This is a genomic window from Ideonella margarita, assembly GCF_038066635.1.
Classification (GTDB): domain Bacteria; phylum Pseudomonadota; class Gammaproteobacteria; order Burkholderiales; family Burkholderiaceae_C; genus Ideonella; species Ideonella margarita.
Genome location: NZ_JBBUTI010000002.1, coordinates 262,836 through 280,951 on the forward strand (window position 1 = coordinate 262,836; position 18,116 = coordinate 280,951).

The following is an 18,116-nucleotide window of genomic DNA, read 5'->3' on the forward strand; positions in this document are numbered from 1 at the left end:
GCGCTTGAGTAGGGGGCCGGAGGCAGCGCAGGCACAGGCCGCACGCCTCAGGAAATGGGGGTGTCGCAGCAGCCATCAAAGCCTGCCGGCGAAACCGCGCATTCTAGGCGCGCGAGGCCTTCCCGTCACTGCCTCATCGTGTGGCAGCGCAAAGCTTTACCTTTGGAATCAGCGACTTGCAGCCGCGCCACACGGCTTGTCCACACCCTTGTCCACGGTGCACGGGGACAAAGCGCCGCACGCGGCACCTGTGGATAGCCGCTACGCAATACCCACAGGGAAAACCCGAAGTTCGCTCCGTAGACTCGCGCCTCGCCCTTCAGCGTTCATCCGGAGCTTCCATGTCTGCCGCACGCACCCCGATCTATCGTTCCCTCTATGCCCAGGTGTTGGTGGCCATCGCCATCGGCATCGCCCTCGGCCATTTCGCGCCTGCGCTCGGCGAGCAGATGAAGCCGCTGGGTGATGGCTTCATCAAGCTGATCAAGATGATCATCGCGCCGATCATCTTCTGCACGGTGGTGCTCGGCATCGCCGGCATGGAGAACATGAAGAAGGTCGGCAAGACCGGCGGCCTGGCGCTGCTGTACTTCGAGGTCGTGTCGAGCCTGGCGCTGGTCATCGGCCTGGTGGTGGTGAACCTGGTGCAGCCGGGTGCCGGCATGCATGTCGACCCCGCCCAGCTGGACACCAAGGGCATTGCCAACTACGTGGCACCGGGCAAGATGACCGGCACGGTCGACTTCCTGCTCAACGTGATCCCGACCAGCGTGGTCGATGCATTCGCCAAGGGCGAGATCCTGCAGGTGCTGCTGTTCTCGGTGCTGTTCGGCTTTGCGCTGCAGAAGTTCGGCGGCAAGCACAACATCGTCTTCACCTTCATCGACAAGCTCTCGCACGTGCTGTTCGCCATCGTCGGCGCCATCATGAAGGTGGCCCCGATCGGTGCCTTCGGCGCGATGGCCTTCACCATCGGCAAGTACGGCGTGGGCACCTTGCTGCAACTGGCCCAGCTGATGGGTGCGTTCTACGGCACCTGCCTGCTGTTCGTCTTCGGCGTGCTGGGCCTGATCGCCCGGGCGCACGGCTTCTCGATCGTCAAGTTCATCGCCTTCATCAAGGAAGAACTGCTGATCGTGCTGGGCACCTCGTCGAGCGAATCGGTGCTGCCGCGCATGATGCGCAAGATGGAACATGCCGGCGCCGAGAAGTCGGTGGTGGGCCTGGTGATTCCCACCGGCTACTCGTTCAACCTCGACGGCACCTCGATCTACCTGACGATGGCTGCGGTGTTCATCGCCCAGGCCACCGACACCCCGATGAGCCTGATGCAGCAGCTGACCCTGCTGGCCGTGCTGCTGCTGACCAGCAAGGGCGCCGCCGGCGTGACGGGCTCCGGCTTCATCGTGCTGGCCGCCACGCTGAGCGCGGTGGGCGGCGTACCCGTGGCCGGCCTGGCGCTGATCCTCGGCATCGACCGCTTCATGAGCGAAGCCCGCGCCCTGACCAACCTGGTGGGCAACGGCGTGGCCACGCTGGTGGTGGCCAAGTGGTGCGGCCAGCTCGATGAAACGCAATTGAAGGCCGCGCTGGTGGACCGCGCCCCGATGCCCGAAGCCGATGAAACCACGCTGACGGCCGCGATGCAGTCAGCCGGTCAATCGCTGCCGCTGGCGGTGCACGAAGCGGCACCCGGCGCGCGCTGAAACCAGGCGCCTCAGAACGGGCCCTGGCGCAGCCAGCGCTCGATCTGCTCCTTGCGGTCATTGCCCCAGAACGGCTCGCCGTCGACCACCAGCCACGGCGCGCCGAACACACCCGCCGCCAAGGCCTGCTCATTGGCCTGCCGCAGACGGTCTTTCCAGACCACAGCGCCCCAGGCGGCCTCGGCCGCCTCGGCATCCACGCCTGACTCTGCCGCCAGCGCCTTCAAGGCAGCCGGGTCATTCAGGGCGACACCGCGGGTGAAGTAGGCCCGGAAAGCCGCGCGGGCCCAGGCGGCTGCCGCTTCCGATCCTTGCGTGTCGTGCAGCCACCAGAACACCCGTGCCGCGTTGTGGCTGGCGATCGGGAAAGGCTCGGGCTGCACATACGGCACGCGCTCATGGCGCGCCGATCGGGCGAAATCGCGCAGCGTGTATTCACGCTTCAACGGGTACGAGACCGGGCTCTTCAGCTCGGCCGCCTGGAACGTCACGCCGAGCAGCATGGCGTGGCGGCGCACGGTGCGGCCATGGCGCGCGGCCAGGGCATCCACCCACTCGTTGGCGATGTAGGCGTAGGGCGACGAGAAGTCGAAATAGAAATCAATGGCAGAAGGCATGGGTGCACGTTAGCCCGTGCAAGCCCCTGCCGTGGCTCGGGGTTTTCCGGGGCGTGAGCACATCGACGCGCCTTGAGGTCAATTGACACTGCGCAGTCGGCGCCGCGCCACACGCGACAGAATCGGTGGCATGTGGATGGAGTTGTCACTGCTGATGGCCGCGATGGTGGTGGCGCTGGGTCTGCAACCCTGGCGTGCGCTGCCAGCCGAGGGCCCGCCCTGGGCCTGGCTGGCCTGGTGGTCGATCATGCCCGTGCTGTGGGGCGCCGACAGCCTCTCGCATGTGCCGCTGGTGCAGCCCTTGTCGGGCGCGTGCCTGCTGGCCTTGATGGCGGGCTGGCCATTGACGATGCTGGCCCTGCTGCCGGTGGCGGTGGTGACATGCTGGCTCGGCGGCCTGCCCTGGGAAGCCGGCGCCACCCGGCTGCTGTGGCTGGGCGTGATGCCGGCCACGCTGGCCTTTGGTCTCGGGCTGGGCATACGCCGCTGGCTGCCCAACCACCTGTTTGTCTACATCCTGGGCCGGGGGTTCTTCGCCCCGGCGGTGGCCATCACGCTGGCGGGGGCACTGGCCCTGGCAGTGCAAGGCCCGCCGCACGGCATCAGCAGTGAAGACACCTTGCTCGGCCGCTGGCTCAGCGCCTGGGGCGATGCCTTCCTCACGGGCGGCCTCACCGCCATCTTCGTGGCCTTCCGGCCGCACTGGCTGGCCACCTACTCCGACCGCCTGTACCTGCCGCGCTGACCGCCGTGAAAACCCGCCCCCATCGGGCACGGCGATTGCGGATTGACGCGCACCACCGACGGCAGCACCCGGCCATGACCGTTCGCACCGTCGGAAATCCGTTCTAAACAGGAAGGTCGTTGTATGGGAATCCGTTCGTCACAAGCGCTGCGGGGTTGGATGCTGGCCGCGGCCACCTCCGTTGTCGCTGCACTCGGCATGACGCTGGCGCCAGGCGCCCGGGCCGCAGAAGCCGGGCCGGTGCTGGACAAACTCCGGCGGGGTGAGCCGCTGGTCATCGCGCACCGCGAATCGTCGGTGCCGTTTTCGTTCGTGCAGGCCGGGCAGGCCCAGCCGGTGGGTTATGCGATCGACCTGTGCCTGAAGGTGGCCGAGTCGGTGCGCGCCTCGCTGGGGCTGAAAGCCCTGCCAGTGCGCTGGAAGCTGGTCACCGGCGCCAACCGCATCGAGGCGATCCAGACGCACCAGGCCGACATCGAATGCGGCTCGACCACCAACAATGCCGAGCGGCGCGAGAAGGTGGCGTTCACGGTGCCGCACTACATCACCGGCGCGCGCATGCTGGTGCCGGCGGCCAGCCGGGTGGCCGAGCTGACCGACCTCGAAGGCAAGCGGCTGGTGTCGACCAAGGGCACCACGCCGATGAAGGCCGTGAGCAGCGCCAACCGCGAGCGGATGCTGAACATCCAGGTGCTGGAAGCGCCCGACCACGCCCGCGCGCTGGACATGGTGGTGCGCGGTGAGGCCGACGCCTTCGCGATGGACGACGTGCTGCTCTACGGCCTGATCGCCAGCCAGCCCGACCCCGCCAAGTTAAAGGTGGTGGGCAAGATGTTCACCATCGAAGCCCTGGCGATGATGCTGCCGAAGGACGACCCGGCGTTCAAGCGTCTGGTCGACGACGAGATGAAGCGCCTGATCCGCAGCCGCGAGGCCCATGCGGTGTACGAGCGCTGGTTCATGCAGCCGATTCCGCCGCGCCAGCAGGCCCTGAACCTGCCGATGAACTACCTGCTCAAGGACTTCTGGAAGTACCCGACGGACGAGTTGTTCAACTGAGCGCCGGTGCCGGCGCTTCGGCCCGGCCCAGGCGCCACAGCGAGGTCATCTCGGCCGCGCGGGCGCGGTGCAGCGGGTCGGCGGCATCGCTGGCGCGCGCATGCACCGGAGGCGTCTCGGTGCGCCCGAGCACTTGCAGGCCCGCCGCACTGATCCAGCCCAGCAGCTCTTCGCGGCTGCGCAGGCCCAGGTGCTCGGCCAGGTCCGACAGGATCAGCCAGCCCTCGCCGCCCGGCGCCAGGTGCGCGGCCAGGCCGTCGAGGAAGCCGCGCAGCATGCGGCTGTCGGGGTCGTAAACGGCACCGTCCAGCGCCGAGCCCGCAGGCCCCGGCACCCACGGCGGGTTGCACACCACCAGGCCGAACCGGCCCTTCGGATACAGGCTCTGCGGCAGCAGGGTGACGCGCTCTTTCAGCTCCAGCCGGGTGAGGTTGTCTTCGCTGCAGGCCAGCGCGGCGGGCGACACATCGGTGGCCACCACCCACAGGCCGCGGCGCGCCAGCACCGCGCACAGCACGCCGCTGCCGCAGCCCAGCTCCAGCGCACGCGCCGGCTTGGCCGCAGCGGGCAGCTTGGTGCGCGCCACCAGGTCGACGTACTCACCGCGCACGGGCGAGAACACGCCGTGGTGAGGATGGATGTTGTCTTTCAGGGCCGCCACCGGCACGCCGGTCTTGCGCCATTCGTGGGCGCCGATCACGCCCTGCAATTCACGCAGCGACGCCACATACGGCTCGTTGACGACGCCATGCGCTTCCAAACCGGCCTCGCGCACATCGGGTGCGCGGCGCAGCGGCACGCCGTGGTCGGCATCAAACGGCAGCAGCAAGGCGCCAAGGATGCGCGTGCGCTCGTTCTGCTCGCGGCGCTGCGCAGCAAACGCCTCGGCCATGGCCGGTGAGCCCAGCGCAGGCAAGGCCGGCGCGGCGCCATCGGGCCTGGCCACACGGCGCCCGTCGATGCGGGCCTTGAGCCGCCGCCCCAGGGCCTGCAGCAGATGCCGCGCGTTCTGGTAATCGCCCACCCACAGCAAGCCGGTGCCGGCCCGGGCCATGCGGTAGGCGTCGTCGGCGGGCGTGGCGTCATCCACCAGCACCACACGCTCGAACGGCGCATGGCCTGCCAGCGAACGCCACACCGCCTGCTGCGGCTGGTCGTCGGCATCCAGCCAGCGCACCATCGGAGAGGCGGCGGGCGCGTCGTGAGCGCCAGTGCCTGAAAGGGTGGCCGAAGGGATATCCGATGGGTCGTCGGACTTCAGGGGAATCGGCGCGTCGCTGCTGGGGTTGTGCATGGCGCATTGTCCATGCACAGGCCTTCGTCAGGCGAGCGCGCGGCCGATCAGGATCTTTTGCACCTCGGAGGTGCCTTCGTAGATCTGGCACACCCGCACGTCGCGGTAGATGCGCTCAACCGGGAAGTCGCTCACATAGCCGTAACCACCGAACACCTGGATGGCCGCCGAGCACACCTTCTCGGCCATCTCGCTGGCGAACAGCTTGGCCATCGCAGCCTCCTTCAGGCACGGCACACCCGCGTCCTTCAGGCTGGCGGCATGCCAGATGAGCTGGCGCGCCGCCTCGATCTGGGTGGCCATGTCGGCCAGCTTGTGCTGCACCGCCTGGTGCTGGAAGATCGGCTGGCCGAAGCTCTGCCGGTCCTTGCTGTAGGCCAGCGCCGCCTCGAAGGCCGCGCGGGCCATGCCCAGGCTTTGCGCACCGATGCCGATGCGACCACCTTCCAGGCCCGACAACGCGATCTTCAGGCCCTGGCCTTCTTCACCCAGCAGGTTGGCGGCGGGCACGCGGCAGTTGTCGAAGTTGATCTGCGCGGTGTCGCTGCTGTGCTGGCCCATCTTGTCTTCGAGCCGCGCGACGTTGAAGCCGGGCGTGCGCGTGGGCACGAGGAAGGCACTGATGCCCTTCTTGCCCGCGGCCTTGTCGGTGACGGCCATCACGATGGCCACGTCGCCGTTCTTGCCGCTGGTGATGAACTGCTTGACGCCGTTGAGCACGTAGTGGTCGCCATCACGCTGCGCGGTGGTGCGCAGGCCACCGGCCTCGGAGCCCACATGCGGCTCGGTCAGGCAGAAGGCACCGAGCATGTCGCCACGCGCCAGCGGCTTGAGGAACTGCTGCTTCTGGTCCTCGTTGCCGAAGGCCATCAGGATCGAGCACACCGGGCAGTTGTTGACGCTGACCACGGTGGAGGTGCCGCCGTCGCCGGCCGCCACTTCCTCCAGAATCAGCGCCAGCGACAGGTAATCAAGCCCTGCGCCGTCGTACTCGGTGGGCACGGCCACACCGTAGCAACCCAGCGCCGCCAGGCCCTTGAGCTGCTCGGCCGGAAAGTGGTGCTCCTTGTCCCAACGCGCGGCGTGCGGGGCGATCTGCTCCTGCACATAGGTGCGCACGGCGTCCTGCACCGCGCGATGGTCTTCACTCAACATCATCTCAGTCGTCTCCGGAGGGGTCGGGGCCCATCGCCTTGACCAGCACCGTGCCCCGCGCCACCACGCATGGTGTGCCGCGCACGACGCTGGCCTGGCCGGTGAGTTCACCCACCAGGCCCCCTAATTTGGAATTGAAACTCACGCTGTCAACACGCCACACCAGCTGCAAATCCTGGTCGGCGAACACCGGTGCCTTGAAGGCGAAATTGAAATTCAGGCACAGCATTTCGCGTGCAAGACCATCGTCGTCGCGCGAAAAATGCGTGGCCACCATGCCCATCATGTGGGCGGCCGTCTGCTGACCGCTGGCGATGATTTCGCCGTGGCGAGCCCGCTGGGCCGCCTGTCTGTCGTGGTGCAGCGGGTTGTGGTCGTGGGTGGCGCGCGCGAAGCTGGCGATGTCGTCGCGGCTGTAACGCACGGTCAGGTCGAACTGCTCGCCGACGGAAATCAGGGTGGCCTCAACAGGGGCCTTGGCGGCGTTGGAGTAGGTGATGTCGCTCATGGCGATCAGCATACGGCACCTGTCACCACGGCAACACCTCGCCAGTGTGATCAAGCAGGTGTCCGTGGTGGGCCGGTTGCAGCCGTTGCAGCACGCTGCGCAGGCCTGCCACGCTGGCGGTCACCTCCAGATCAGCGCCCGGTCCGCCCATGTCGGTGCGCACCCAGCCCGGGTGCAGCGCCACACACAGCGCACGGCCCTGGAGCACCAGCGCCACATCGCACAGCACCGAATTCAGCGCCGCCTTCGATGCTCGATAAAGCCATCCCGCCGGACTGTTGCGCAGCGCCATGCTGCCCATGCGGGACGACATCAGCGCCAGCCGGGCATTCGGGGCCAGCGCATCCACCAGTTGCGGCAGCAGGCGCATGGCGGCCAGCACATTGGTGTGCATGACGGTGTCGAAGTCCGCGCCGGTCGGGGTGTCGAGGCCTTGCGTCGCCGGGCCATAGACCCCGGCATTGAGCACCACCAGGTCGAAAGCCTCGCCGTCGATCTGCCAGGCCAGCGCCGATGCGCCCGCCGCACTGGCCACGTCCAGCATCAAGGCCTTGGCGCCAGCGCGCTGCAGGCGGCCAAGCCCGTCAGCCTGCCGCGCCGTGGCGGTGACCTGACAGCCTTCGGCGATGTACTGCCGCACCAGCTCGAAGCCGATGCCGCGCGACGCGCCGATGATCAGCACATGGCGAGGCGCCCAGCTGCCCGTGTCTTGTTGCTCTTTGGTCATCGTGCCACTCCTGTGTCAGCCGTGGCCAGCCGCACCGCCAGCACCATGAACAAGGTCCCGGCCAGGCCATTCAGCCAACGCGCCAGCCGGGGTGAGGCGCCGAGGTGCCGCAGGCGCGCGGTGACCGCCACCAGCGCCAGCAGGAAGACCGTGCCCTGGGCCACCATCCACGCACCAAGCACCAGAAAGGCGACTGTGGGGTGCGCGCTGCCAGGTTCGATGAACTGCGGCAGGAAGGCCAGGAAAAACAGTGCCACCTTCGGGTTGAGCACATTGGTCAGCAAGCCCTGCCGAAACACGGCCTGCCAGGGGCGGGCGGTGGCCGGTGCGGCCGCCGTTGACGCCTCACTGCCTCGCCACGCCGTGCGCAGCAAACCCCATGCCATCCAGGCCAGATAGACGGCGCCCGCGATCTTCAGGGCCGTGAAGGCCCAGGCCGACACCGCCAGCATCGCCGCCAGCCCGAAGGCCGCCAGCAGCGCATGCACCACGCAGCCCGCGGAAATGCCCAGCCCCGCCGCCACGCCCTGCCGCCAGCCACCGGCCAGCGTGCGCGAGACCGTGTAGAGCATGTCCACCCCGGGCGTGGCATTGAGCACCAGCACGGTCAGGGCGAACAGCCCCAGGCTGTGCAGCCCGAGGTCGGCGAAGAAGGCGGGCATCACGCGGGGCGCCGGGTTGGACGGCCGGTCAGACCAGCTCGACGGCCAGCGCGGTGGCTTCACCACCGCCGATGCACAGCGCCGCCATGCCGCGCTGCTTGCCCTGACGCTTCAGCGCGCCCAGCAGCGTGACGATGATGCGGGCGCCGGACGCGCCGATCGGATGGCCCAGCGCACAGGCGCCGCCATGCACATTGACGATGTCGTGCGGCAGATCGAACTCGGCCATGGCCGCCATGGTGACGGCGGCAAAGGCCTCGTTCACTTCCCACAGGTCGACCTGCTGCGCGGTCCAGCCAGCCTTGCTCAGGGCCTTCTGGATGGCGCCGGCCGGCGCGGTCGAGAACCACTCGGGCGCCTGGGCGTGCACCGCATGCGAAACGATGCGTGCCACCGGCGTCAGGCCGCGCGCGCGGGCCGTCGATTCACGCATCAGCACCAGCGCAGCGGCGCCGTCGGAGATGCTGGAGGCATTGGCGGCGGTGATGGTGCCGTCCTTCTTGAACGCCGGCTTCAGGCCGGGGATCTTGTCGAGCTTGGCCTTGAACGGCTGCTCGTCATGGCGGATGACGGTGTCACCACCACGGCCGGCCAGCGTGACCGGCGCCACTTCCCAATCGAAGCTGCCGTTTTCATTGGCGGCCTTGGCGCGCGTGGTGGACGCCACGGCAAAGGCATCCTGTGCCTCGCGGGTGAAGCCGTACTTGGCGACGCAGGCTTCGGCGAACACGCCCATGGCCTGCCCGCGCTGGTAAGCGTCTTCCAGGCCGTCGAGGGCCATGTGGTCGAACATCTGCGCGGCGCCGTACTTCACGCCCTTGCGCGCGAACATCAGGTGGGGCGCATTGGTCATGCTTTCCATGCCGCCTGCCACCATCACATCCACGCTGCCAGCCACCAGCATGTCGTGCGCCAGCATGGTCGCGCGCATGCCGGAGCCGCACATCTTGCTCAGCGTGACGGCACCGGCCGATTGCGGCAGACCCGCCTTGAGCACGGCTTGCCGCGCCGGCGCCTGGCCCTGGCCGGCCATCAGGCAATTGCCCATCAGCACCTCGTCCACCGCATCACCGGGCACACCGGCGCGCTCAACCGCAGCGCGGATGGCGACGGCGCCCAGCTCCCAGGCGGGCACGGCGGCGAAGTCGCCCAGAAGGCCGCCGATCGGGGTGCGGGCGGCTGAAACGATGACGATGGGGTCGCTCATGGGAATGTCTCCTGTCGAGATGTTGGAAGGGAATCGACGACCACGCCCCTCGGCGGCTCAGCCGCCCAGGTAGCGCTGGCGAATGCTGACCAGCGCCTGGGCGTAGGCCGGGGCCACGTCGTCCAGGCAACGGGCCGTGATCTTCAGGTCTTGCAGCAGGCCGTTGTGCAGGCCGTAGACCCAGCCGTGCACCACCACCTCCTGGCCGCGGGTCCAGGCGTCCTGCACCACCGTGGTGTCGCAGACGTTGCGGGCCTGCTCCAGCACATTCAGCTCGACCAGCGCATTCACGCGGGCGTCTTCGGGCACCTCGGCGAGCAGCGCCGCATGCTGGTTGCGCACGTCCTTGACGTGGCGGATCCAGTTGTCGACCAGGCCGAGGCGCAGGTCGTTCAGGGCGGCCTTCACGCCACCGCAATTGGAATGGCCGACGACGATGACGTGCTGCACCTTGAGGCCGTCGACCGCGAACTGGATGACCGACAGTGCATTGAGGTCGGAGTGGGCCACCACATTGGCCACATTGCGATGCACGAACAGCTCGCCCGGCAGCAGGCCGACCAGCTCGTTCGCCGGCACCCGGCTGTCGGCACAGCCGATCCACAGGTACTGGGGCGTCTGCTGCTCCAGCAAACGGGTGAAGAAACCCGGTTCCCGCTGTTCCGTGTCGACCGCCCATTGGCGATTGCTGTCGAAGAGTTCTGTCAGTTGCGTGCTCATGGTCTTGTTTTGTGCAGTGCGTCAATAACAGGTCGCAGTGTACGGACGGACAGTTTCACGAGGAATTCATTCGGTTGACGTTTACGTCAACGTCAATCAACCTGCGCCATTCTAGCGGCGCGTGCCCGGGCTTGCTGCACAGGCCTTCGGCGTGTGTGGATCAGGCCTTGCGGCTGACGCTCTTGCGAGGCGCGGCGGTCTTGGTGGTCTTCGCAGCCGCCTTGGCCGTGCCCTTGCCCACCCCGGCGAGCAGGCTGCGGCAACGCGCCGCATGCTGCTCGATCTCCGCCAGCGTGACGGTGATGTCGTCGAGCTGCTGCTCCAGCTGGCGGCGGTGGTTGTCGAGCACCTCCAGGAAGGCTTCGAGCTGCGGCCGGGCATCGGTGCCAGACTCGTACATGTCGACCAGCTGCTTCACCTCCAGCAGCGACAGGCCCAGCCGCTTGCCACGCAGGGTGAGCTTCAGCCGGGTGCGGTCACGGTGGGTGTAGACGCGGTTGCGACCGGAGCGCGCGGGCTCCAGCAGGCCGACGTCCTCGTAGAACCGGATCGCGCGGGGCGTGATGTCGAATTCCTGGGCCAGCTCGGTGATGGTGAAGGTCGGCGCATCCTGCCTGGGCGCGTCGGCGCCCGCTGCGACAGCGGGCTCGCTCGGATTGGCGGTGCGTTTCCGGGGGGCGCGGGCAAGGATCGACATGGCGGGAGTGACGTTGACGTTAACGTCAGTCTACGCGAGAGTTCAGCGATCGTCGTCCATCACAGGTCGCCAGGGTGACAGCCCGCAGGGCGCGGCTGAAGCACGATCGCCCTTGCCTGTTGCCCGCATGATGCCCGCATCTCGCCCCGCCACCCCGTTGCAAAGCCCACGCCATGTCAGCCACCGAAGAAGCCCGCCTGCATTACCCCTTCGGCAGCCAGCTGCCTGCGCTCGGCGAGGTGATGGAGGTGGCGCCGGGCGTGCGCTGGCTGCGCATGGGCCTGCCCTTTGCGCTGGACCACATCAACCTGTGGCTGCTGCGTGATGTGGCCGATGACGGCACGCCGGGCTGGGCCATCGTCGACTGCGGCATCGACAACCCCGCCACCCGCGCCGCCTGGCAGCAGGTCTTCGCCAACGGGCTGGACGGCCTGCCCGTGGTGCGGGTGATCGTGACCCACATGCACCCGGACCACATCGGCCTGGCGCACTGGCTGTGCGAGCACTGGGCCTGCCGGCTGTGGATCAGCACGACAGACTGGCAGGCGGCGCGCATGGCCAGCGGCAACCTGCACGCGTTTGGCGGCGCTCAGACGGTGAACTTCTTCCGGCGGCACGGCCTAACCGATGCCGCCACGCTGGCCCTGCTGGACGACCGCGGCGGCTACTACGCGCAGATGGTGCCCGCGGTGCCGGCCCAGCACCGCCGCCTGCTGGACGGCCAGACCCTGCGCATCGGTGAGCACAGCTGGACCACCATCGCAGGTTACGGCCACGCGCCGGAGCACATGGCCCTGCACTGCGCCGCACTGGGCGTGCTGATTTCGGGCGACATGGTGCTGCCGCGCATCTCGACCAACGTGAGCGTGATCGACCTGGAGCCGGAAGCCGACCCGCTGACGCTGTACCTGCAGTCACTGCGGCTCTACCTGCCGCTGGCAGACAACACGCTGGTGCTGCCCTCGCATGGCAAGCCGTTCGTCGGGCTGCATGAGCGCATCAGCCAGCTGCAGCAGCACCATGAAGACCGCTTCGTGGAGGTGGTGGCCGCTTGCGCAGAGGCGCCGCAGTCAGCGGCCGACCTGCTGCCGGTGCTGTTCAAGCGGGCGCTGGATGCCCACCAGACCACCTTTGCCATGGGTGAATCCGTGGCCCACCTGCATGCGCTGCTGTACCAGGGCCGGCTGCGGAAGGTAGCGACCGACGACGGGGTGATCCGCTTCGGCACACCGTGAACCCGGGGCGGTTCAGGAAATAAAAAAGCCGGTCGATGTGAACATCGACCGGCTTGCCGAGCGGGGTTGAACCCCTGCGACCTTCCCTGATCTTTCCTCGGAAACGTGCTTGACAGCGTTGGGATCGACTGTGCCCACCCCCACCCCCCCTTCACATCCCCCAATGGGGGGGATGACCTCAATCTCCCCGCACAAACCCGAGGAAAAGACTGATCGTCAGTCGAAGAGCGGCAGAGTGGGCTCGCGCAGCTGGGCCTTGCGCTGGTCGAGGTCGGGGATGACCGAGCGCACCACGTCCCAGAAGGCGGGGCTGTGGTTCATCTCGCGCAGGTGGGCCAGTTCATGGGCCACCACATAGTCGATCACCGGCAGGCCGAAGTGCACCAGGCGCCAGTTCAGGCGGATGGAGCCGTCAGCTGACGCGCTGCCCCAGCGGGTTTGCGCAGAACTCAGGCGCAGACGCGTCATGCGCACGCCCAGTTGCTCGGCGAAATACTGGCAGCGTTGCTCGAACAGGGTGCGGGCCTGGCGCTGCATCCAGCTTTGCACCGCGTCGCGGATCTGCGCAGGTTCAGCCGATTGCGGCAGGCCGACATGCAGCGTGCGCTGCGGCACGCCCGGCAAGCCCTCGGCGTCGGTGTTCAGATGCACGCCCGCCACTCGGGGGTCGAGCACCACGATGAGGGTGTCGCCAAGGTAGGGCAAGCTGGTGCCGTCGCGCCATTCCACCCGCGCGGCATCGATGCGCCGTGCGCGGTCCCGCTGCTCAGACAACTTGCGCAGGATCCAGCCCGACTTGTCGCGCAGGGCCTGGTCGATGTCACCCACCCCGACCCAGCGGGGTGCGCTCACCGTCAGGCCTTCGGTGCTGATGGCAAAACCGATGGAGCGGCGGCGCGCGCGGCGCAGCCGGTAGGCCACCAGGCAATCACCCAGACGGATTTCGCGGTCGGCTTCGGCATGCCGGTACTCGGCCGAGGCCACCGGCGCCGCAACCGCCACAGGGGCCGGCGGCCGAATCGGGGCGCGCTCGGTGACTGGCGTCGGCGCCATGGCTGGCGCAACAGATGCGGCAGGTGCGGCAGGCGCCGACGGGAACACGGTGTCGATCAGGTCGAACAGAGACATCTGATGCGCGGCGTTGGAAGGGCGTCCGGAAGCCATGGACGCCGATTCTAGGACCTGCGCGTGTCAGGCCGTGGCGGCCGGCTCGACCTGGCCCACGTAGGCCTCAGGGTCAAGGCGGCGCATTTCGGCTTCGATCCACGTTTCCACCTGCTGCATCAGCTCTTCAGGTGCACGGCCTTCAACAGGAATCGGCTGACCGATGGAGATGTCGATCACGCCCGGGCGCAGCAGGAAGCTCTTGCGCGGCCAGCAGCGTCCGGAGGTGACGGCGATCGGCACGATGGGCACGCCCACCGTGATGGCCAGGCGCGACGCGCCGGTCTTGTAGCTGCCCTTTTCGCCGCGGGCGGCACGGGTGCCCTCCGGGAACATGATGACCCAGCTGCCCAGGCCCATGATGCGCTTGCCTTGCTCGGCCACCTTGCGCCAGGCCTCGGCGCGGCGGCTGCGGTCGATGTGGATCATGTCGAGGCTGCCGATGGCCCAGCCGAAGAACGGGATCCACAGCAACTCACGCTTGAACACATAGGCCAGCGGGTGCGGCATCAGCGAGGGGTAGGCAAAGGTTTCCCAGGTCGACTGGTGCTTCGACGCGAGCAGCACGGCTGCCTTTCCGTCTTCGGCGGTCGGCACGTTGCTCATGCCCTGGATGCGGTGGCGGACACCGCAGATGACGCGCGCGCCCCAGATCGCCGTGCTCAGCCAGCCTGCGCATAGCCAGTACAGCTGGGTGCTGCTGACAAACAGGGACACCAGCACCACCACCGTGGCCCAGGGGATCACGGTGACGGTGAGAAAGACGAAGAACACGGCTGAGCGCAGGGCCCAGATCAACTTTTGCATGGGGTTCAAGCTCCGGACTGGCGCGCAGGCGTCGTGGCAAGCAATGCCGCGGCGAACGAGGCCAGGTCTTCATGAACCAGCGTGCCGGGCACGCTGGCGGCCCACTGGGCCAGTTCCTCGTCGCTGGCACGCTGGGCGCGCGCGCTCTTCACCAGGTGCGGCTGGCAGCCGGCCGCCTGCGCGGCCAGCAGATCGCGGTGGGTGTCCACCACCATCGGCACGTTCTTCAGGTCCACGCCGTAGCGCTTGGCGATGTCGAACATCATGCCGGGCTGCGGCTTGCGGCACTCGCATTGCTCTTCCGCCGCATGCGGGCAGAAGAACACCGCATCGATGCGTCCGCCCTTGGCCGCCAGCAGCTTCATCATGTGCTGGTGCACGCTGTTGACGGTCGCCATGTCGACCAGGCCGCGGCCGATGCCCGCCTGGTTGGTGGCCACCACCAGGTGCCAGCCCGCATGGTTGAGCCGGGCCACGGCCTCCAGGGCGCCGGGCACGGGGTCCCACTCGGACGGATCCTTCACATGGTCCTCGCGGAACCGGTTCAGGATGCCGTCGCGGCCAATGATGATCAGCTTGGGGGTTTGCATCGCGGTGCCCGGTGGACGGTGTGGCTCAGGCCGCCAGACGGGACAGGTCAGCCACCCGGTTCATCGCGGCATGCAGGCCCGCCAGCAGGGCCAGGCGGTTGTTGCGCAGCGCCGCGTCCTCGGCGTTCACCATCACGTCGTCGAAGAAGGCGTCGACCGGCGTGCGCAGGGCCGCCAGCGCGGTCAGCGAGCCAGCGTAGTCGTGCTGGGCAAACAACTGGTCCGCTTGCGGGCCCACCTGGGCCAGCGCTGCTGCCAGTTGCTGCTCGGCCGGCTCCACCAGCAGGGCGGCATCGATGGTGGTGGGCAGTTCGCCCTCCACCTTCTTCAGGATGTTGCCGACGCGCTTGTTGGCGGCGGCCAGCGCTGCGGCTTCGGGCAGCGCGGCAAAGCTGCGCACCGCTTCGAGGCGGCGAGGCACATCGCCCAGGCGGCTCGGCGCCAGCGACAGCACGGCGTCGACTTCCTGGGCGCTGTAGCCCAGGTCACGCAGCAGCACCGACAAGCGATCAGCGAAGAAAGCGCGCAGCGCGGTGGTCGGATCGGTGATCAGTTCACCGAAGGCCGGCACGGCCGATTGCAGCAGCTCCGGCAGGTCCAGCGGCAGGTTCTTCTCGAGCAGGATGCGGATCACGCCCAGTGCATGGCGACGCAGCGCGAACGGGTCCTTGTCGCCGGTGGGCAGCTGGCCGATGCCGAACAGGCCGACCAGGGTTTCGAGCTTGTCGGCCAGGGCCACCACCGTGCCGGTGTGGTTGCGCGGCAGCGCGTCGCCGGCGAAGCGGGGCTTGTAGTGGTCCTCGATGGCGATGGCCACGCCGTCGCGCAGGCCTTCATGGCGGGCGTAATAGCCACCCATGATGCCCTGCAGCTCGGGGAACTCGCCGACCATGTCGGTCAGCAGGTCGGTCTTGGCCAGGGCTGCGGCTTCGCGCACCTTGCTGTCCAGCACCTCGAACTCGTCCTTGGCGTCCACCGTGTAGGGCACGGTGGCCATGCGCATCTGGTTGACGATGGCGTGGCCAATGGCCGCCACCCGCTCGCTGCGTTCACCTTGCGTGCCCAGCTTGCCGTGGTAGACCACCTTGGCCAGGCCTTCGATGCGCGAAGCCAGCGTCTTCTTGCGGTCCTGGTCGAAGAAGAACTTGGCGTCAGCCAAGCGCGGGCGAACCACCCGCTCATTGCCCTGGATGACGGCGCTCGCATCGGCCGGGCTGATGTTGCTCACCAGCAGGAACTTGTTGGTCAGCTTGCCAGCTGCGTCCAGCAGCGGGAAGTACTTCTGGTTGGCCTTCATCGTCAGGATGAGGCACTCCTGCGGCACGCCCAGGAATTCCTGTTCGAACTGGCAGGTCAGCACGTTCGGGCGCTCGACCAGTGCGGTCACTTCATCGAGCAGCGCGTCGTCGTCGATCGGCTTGAGGCCCTCGACCGACGCAGCAGCCGTCAGCTGGCGCACGATCTCGGCACGGCGCTCGTCGAAGCTGGCGATCACGGCGCCCTGCTCACGCAACTGCGCTGCGTAGGTGTCGGCGCTGGTGATGCTCAGCACCGGCACGCTGGCTTCAAAGCGGTGGCCCAGCGTTTCGCGACCGGCCGTCAGGCCCAGCGCCTTCAGCGTCACCAGATCCGCGCCATGCAGCGCGGTTAGGCGATGGGCCGGGCGCACGAACTTCACGTCGCTCCAGCCGTCGGCCAGCTGGTAGGTCATGACCTTCGGGATCGGCAGCTTCGCCAGCGCTTCGTCCAGGGCCTTCTGCAGGCCGTCGGCCAGAGTAGCGCCTGGCACCAGGCTGTCGAAGAACAAGGCCTCGGCCTTGCCGTCGGGCAGGCGCTTGAGCTGCGGCAGCACGCTGGCATCAGCGCCCACGCTGGCCAGCTTCTTCAGCAGCGCCGGGGTGGCCTGGCCGTCGGCCGTCAGGGCCACGGCCACGGGCATCAGCTTGAGCTGGACCGCGCGGTCGGCTGCCTTGGCTGCCACGGCCGTGATGTGCACGGCCAGACGACGCGGCGAGGCGAACGGCGTCACCACGGCATCAGCGCCGGCCAGGCCCTGGGCCTGCAGGCTGGCAGCCAGGGTGCCGGCGAACGACTCACCCAGCTTCTTCAGCGCCTTGGGCGGCAGTTCTTCGACAAACAGTTCAACGAGGAGATTCGGGAGAGTGCTCATGTCGGGTCAGGCCTTCGCGTCGGACTTGGCGGCCTTCTCGGCCTTGGCTGCGAGCTGGGCGGCGACTTCATCGCCCCAGGCCTTGGGCGCCATCGGGAAGCCCAGGCGGGCGCGGCTGTCGAGGTAGCTTTGCGCCACGGCGCGCGCCAGATTGCGGATGCGACCGATGTAGGCCGCACGCTCGGTCACGCTGATGGCGCCGCGGGCGTCCAGCAGGTTGAAGGTGTGGCCGGCCTTGAGCAGTTGCTCGTAGGCGGGCAGCGCCAGCTGCTGCGTCATCAGGTACTGGCTCTGCTTTTCGTGGGCACCGAAGGCATGCAGCAGGAACTCGACGTCGCTGTGCTCGAAGTTGTAGGTCGACTGCTCGATCTCGTTCTGCAGGAAGACGTCGCCGTACTTGATGTCAGGCGCGCCGTTCTGGCCCTTGGCGTAGATCAGGTCATAGACGTTCTCGACGCCCTGCAGGTACATCGCCAGGCGCTCGAGGCCGTAGGTGATCTCGCCGGTGATGGGCTTGCAGTCAATGCCGCCGACCTGCTGGAAGTAGGTGAACTGAGTCACTTCCATGCCGTTCAGCCAGACCTCCCAGCCCAGGCCCCAGCAGCCCAGCGTCGGGTTTTCCCAATCGTCCTCGACGAAGCGGACGTCGTTCTTCTTCAGATCGAAGCCCAGCGCTTCGAGCGAGCCGAGGTAGAGCTCCAGGATGTTGGCCGGTGCTGGCTTGAGCACGACCTGGTACTGGTAATAGTGCTGCAGGCGGTTCGGGTTCTGGCCGTAGCGGCCGTCCTTCGGGCGGCGGCTGGGCTGAACGTAGGCGGCCTTCCAGGGCTCCGGGCCGATGGCGCGCAAAAACGTGGCCGTGTGGCTGGTGCCGGCGCCGACTTCCATGTCGTACGGCTGCAGCAGTGCGCAGCCCTGGGCGTCCCAGTAGTCCTGAAGCCGGAGGATGAGTTGCTGGAAGGTGAGCATGTGTGGAAGGGCCGGGCGGCGCAGCAAGCCAGCGCAGCCGCCGGCAACACCTGCGCGGCCACCAGCCGCAGTCAAGGGGAAAGC

Annotated in this window: 18 protein-coding genes; 4 read left to right on the forward strand and 14 right to left on the reverse strand. The window is 67.9% G+C overall.

All coding sequences use genetic code 11. The annotated features are described in order from the left end of the window. Positions 1 to 341 precede the first annotated feature (341 nt). Entirely contained in the window at positions 342 to 1,706 is a 1,365-nt protein-coding gene (locus AACH00_RS04170; RefSeq protein ID WP_341397755.1) for a dicarboxylate/amino acid:cation symporter, read from the forward strand. Positions 1,707 to 1,717: 11 nt separating this feature from the next. On the opposite strand, the gene AACH00_RS04175 is transcribed toward AACH00_RS04170, so the two are convergent. Then, the gene (locus AACH00_RS04175) at positions 1,718 to 2,323 is read right to left on the reverse strand and encodes a 2-hydroxychromene-2-carboxylate isomerase (protein WP_341397756.1); all 606 of its coding nucleotides are present in this window, start codon (positions 2,321 to 2,323) and stop codon (positions 1,718 to 1,720) included. A 130-nt stretch (positions 2,324 to 2,453) separates the two neighbouring features. Between AACH00_RS04175 and AACH00_RS04180 the strand changes: the two genes are divergently transcribed. Both AACH00_RS04180 and AACH00_RS04185 read left to right on the forward strand, forming a co-directional pair. Then, entirely contained in the window at positions 2,454 to 3,068 is a 615-nt protein-coding gene (locus AACH00_RS04180; protein ID WP_341397757.1) for a hypothetical protein, read from the forward strand. A gap of 198 nt (positions 3,069 to 3,266) precedes the next feature. After that, positions 3,267 to 4,127, forward strand: a complete 861-nt coding sequence (locus AACH00_RS04185; protein ID WP_341397854.1) for an amino acid ABC transporter substrate-binding protein — start codon at positions 3,267 to 3,269, stop codon at positions 4,125 to 4,127. On the opposite strand, the gene AACH00_RS04190 is transcribed toward AACH00_RS04185, so the two are convergent. The 8 genes from AACH00_RS04190 to AACH00_RS04225 all read right to left on the reverse strand — a co-directional run bounded on the left by AACH00_RS04190 (position 4,120) and on the right by AACH00_RS04225 (position 11,097). After that, on the reverse strand, positions 4,120 to 5,307 hold the full coding sequence (locus AACH00_RS04190) for a methyltransferase (protein WP_341397856.1): 1,188 nt from the start codon (positions 5,305 to 5,307) through the stop codon (positions 4,120 to 4,122). The genes AACH00_RS04185 and AACH00_RS04190 overlap by 8 nt on opposite strands. A 141-nt stretch (positions 5,308 to 5,448) precedes the next feature. After that, on the reverse strand, positions 5,449 to 6,579 hold the full coding sequence (locus AACH00_RS04195; protein ID WP_341397759.1) for an acyl-CoA dehydrogenase family protein: 1,131 nt from the start codon (positions 6,577 to 6,579) through the stop codon (positions 5,449 to 5,451). A 1-nt stretch (position 6,580) separates the two neighbouring features. After that, complete coding sequence (locus AACH00_RS04200) at positions 6,581 to 7,084, reverse strand: MaoC family dehydratase (protein ID WP_341397760.1); 504 nt, start codon at positions 7,082 to 7,084, stop codon at positions 6,581 to 6,583. Between the two features lie 22 nt (positions 7,085 to 7,106). Beyond that, positions 7,107 to 7,811: an SDR family oxidoreductase gene (locus AACH00_RS04205; protein WP_341397761.1), complete on the reverse strand. Its 705-nt coding sequence runs from the start codon at positions 7,809 to 7,811 to the stop codon at positions 7,107 to 7,109. Beyond that, positions 7,808 to 8,536 (reverse strand): LysE family translocator, encoded by a 729-nt coding sequence (locus AACH00_RS04210; protein ID WP_341397762.1) that lies wholly within the window; start codon positions 8,534 to 8,536, stop codon positions 7,808 to 7,810. The genes AACH00_RS04205 and AACH00_RS04210 overlap by 4 nt, the downstream gene beginning before the upstream one ends. Continuing rightward, complete coding sequence (locus AACH00_RS04215; RefSeq protein WP_341397764.1) at positions 8,502 to 9,680, reverse strand: acetyl-CoA C-acyltransferase; 1,179 nt, start codon at positions 9,678 to 9,680, stop codon at positions 8,502 to 8,504. The genes AACH00_RS04210 and AACH00_RS04215 overlap by 35 nt, the downstream gene beginning before the upstream one ends. Positions 9,681 to 9,737: 57 nt before the next feature. Beyond that, positions 9,738 to 10,400 (reverse strand): carbonate dehydratase, encoded by a 663-nt coding sequence (gene can, locus AACH00_RS04220; RefSeq protein WP_341397765.1) that lies wholly within the window; start codon positions 10,398 to 10,400, stop codon positions 9,738 to 9,740. 160 nt (positions 10,401 to 10,560) lie between these two features. Then, entirely contained in the window at positions 10,561 to 11,097 is a 537-nt protein-coding gene (locus AACH00_RS04225) for a MerR family transcriptional regulator (protein ID WP_341397766.1), read from the reverse strand. A 173-nt stretch (positions 11,098 to 11,270) separates the two neighbouring features. Here AACH00_RS04225 and AACH00_RS04230 point away from each other — a divergent pair, with 173 nt between their 5' ends. Next, on the forward strand, positions 11,271 to 12,332 hold the full coding sequence (locus AACH00_RS04230; RefSeq protein ID WP_341397768.1) for an MBL fold metallo-hydrolase: 1,062 nt from the start codon (positions 11,271 to 11,273) through the stop codon (positions 12,330 to 12,332). A 216-nt stretch (positions 12,333 to 12,548) separates the two neighbouring features. Here the strand turns inward: AACH00_RS04230 and AACH00_RS04235 are convergent, their stop codons facing one another. The 5 genes from AACH00_RS04235 to glyQ are packed head-to-tail and all read right to left on the reverse strand — an operon-like array spanning position 12,549 to position 18,032. Next, on the reverse strand, positions 12,549 to 13,496 hold the full coding sequence (locus AACH00_RS04235) for a M48 family metallopeptidase (RefSeq protein ID WP_341397769.1): 948 nt from the start codon (positions 13,494 to 13,496) through the stop codon (positions 12,549 to 12,551). A gap of 27 nt (positions 13,497 to 13,523) precedes the next feature. Next, complete coding sequence (locus AACH00_RS04240) at positions 13,524 to 14,303, reverse strand: lysophospholipid acyltransferase family protein (RefSeq protein WP_341397770.1); 780 nt, start codon at positions 14,301 to 14,303, stop codon at positions 13,524 to 13,526. A 5-nt stretch (positions 14,304 to 14,308) separates the two neighbouring features. Then, positions 14,309 to 14,893, reverse strand: a complete 585-nt coding sequence (gene gmhB, locus AACH00_RS04245) for a D-glycero-beta-D-manno-heptose 1,7-bisphosphate 7-phosphatase (protein WP_341397772.1) — start codon at positions 14,891 to 14,893, stop codon at positions 14,309 to 14,311. Between the two features lie 25 nt (positions 14,894 to 14,918). Continuing rightward, positions 14,919 to 17,063, reverse strand: coding sequence for a glycine--tRNA ligase subunit beta (gene glyS, locus AACH00_RS04250; protein WP_341397774.1), 2,145 nt, complete (start codon positions 17,061 to 17,063; stop codon positions 14,919 to 14,921). Positions 17,064 to 17,069: 6 nt separating this feature from the next. Then, on the reverse strand, positions 17,070 to 18,032 hold the full coding sequence (glyQ, locus tag AACH00_RS04255) for a glycine--tRNA ligase subunit alpha (protein WP_341397775.1): 963 nt from the start codon (positions 18,030 to 18,032) through the stop codon (positions 17,070 to 17,072). Between the last annotated feature and the right edge of the window lie 84 nt (positions 18,033 to 18,116).

Excerpts from the sequence above, each read along its gene's own strand:
- AACH00_RS04170 (WP_341397755.1), top strand. The coding sequence starts at position 342 with ATGTCTGCCGCACGCACCCCGATCTATCGTTCCCTCTATGCCCAGGTG.
- AACH00_RS04175 (WP_341397756.1), bottom strand. The coding sequence starts at position 2,323 with ATGCCTTCTGCCATTGATTTCTATTTCGACTTCTCGTCGCCCTACGCC.
- AACH00_RS04180 (WP_341397757.1), top strand. The coding sequence starts at position 2,454 with ATGTGGATGGAGTTGTCACTGCTGATGGCCGCGATGGTGGTGGCGCTG.
- AACH00_RS04185 (WP_341397854.1), top strand. The coding sequence starts at position 3,267 with ATGACGCTGGCGCCAGGCGCCCGGGCCGCAGAAGCCGGGCCGGTGCTG.
- AACH00_RS04190 (WP_341397856.1), bottom strand. The coding sequence starts at position 5,307 with ATGGTGCGCTGGCTGGATGCCGACGACCAGCCGCAGCAGGCGGTGTGG.
- AACH00_RS04195 (WP_341397759.1), bottom strand. The coding sequence starts at position 6,579 with ATGATGTTGAGTGAAGACCATCGCGCGGTGCAGGACGCCGTGCGCACC.
- AACH00_RS04200 (WP_341397760.1), bottom strand. The coding sequence starts at position 7,084 with ATGAGCGACATCACCTACTCCAACGCCGCCAAGGCCCCTGTTGAGGCC.
- AACH00_RS04205 (WP_341397761.1), bottom strand. The coding sequence starts at position 7,811 with ATGACCAAAGAGCAACAAGACACGGGCAGCTGGGCGCCTCGCCATGTG.
- AACH00_RS04215 (WP_341397764.1), bottom strand. The coding sequence starts at position 9,680 with ATGAGCGACCCCATCGTCATCGTTTCAGCCGCCCGCACCCCGATCGGC.
- can (WP_341397765.1), bottom strand. The coding sequence starts at position 10,400 with ATGAGCACGCAACTGACAGAACTCTTCGACAGCAATCGCCAATGGGCG.
- AACH00_RS04225 (WP_341397766.1), bottom strand. The coding sequence starts at position 11,097 with ATGTCGATCCTTGCCCGCGCCCCCCGGAAACGCACCGCCAATCCGAGC.
- AACH00_RS04230 (WP_341397768.1), top strand. The coding sequence starts at position 11,271 with ATGTCAGCCACCGAAGAAGCCCGCCTGCATTACCCCTTCGGCAGCCAG.
- AACH00_RS04235 (WP_341397769.1), bottom strand. The coding sequence starts at position 13,496 with ATGGCTTCCGGACGCCCTTCCAACGCCGCGCATCAGATGTCTCTGTTC.
- AACH00_RS04240 (WP_341397770.1), bottom strand. The coding sequence starts at position 14,303 with ATGCAAAAGTTGATCTGGGCCCTGCGCTCAGCCGTGTTCTTCGTCTTT.
- gmhB (WP_341397772.1), bottom strand. The coding sequence starts at position 14,893 with ATGCAAACCCCCAAGCTGATCATCATTGGCCGCGACGGCATCCTGAAC.
- glyS (WP_341397774.1), bottom strand. The coding sequence starts at position 17,063 with ATGAGCACTCTCCCGAATCTCCTCGTTGAACTGTTTGTCGAAGAACTG.
- glyQ (WP_341397775.1), bottom strand. The coding sequence starts at position 18,032 with ATGCTCACCTTCCAGCAACTCATCCTCCGGCTTCAGGACTACTGGGAC.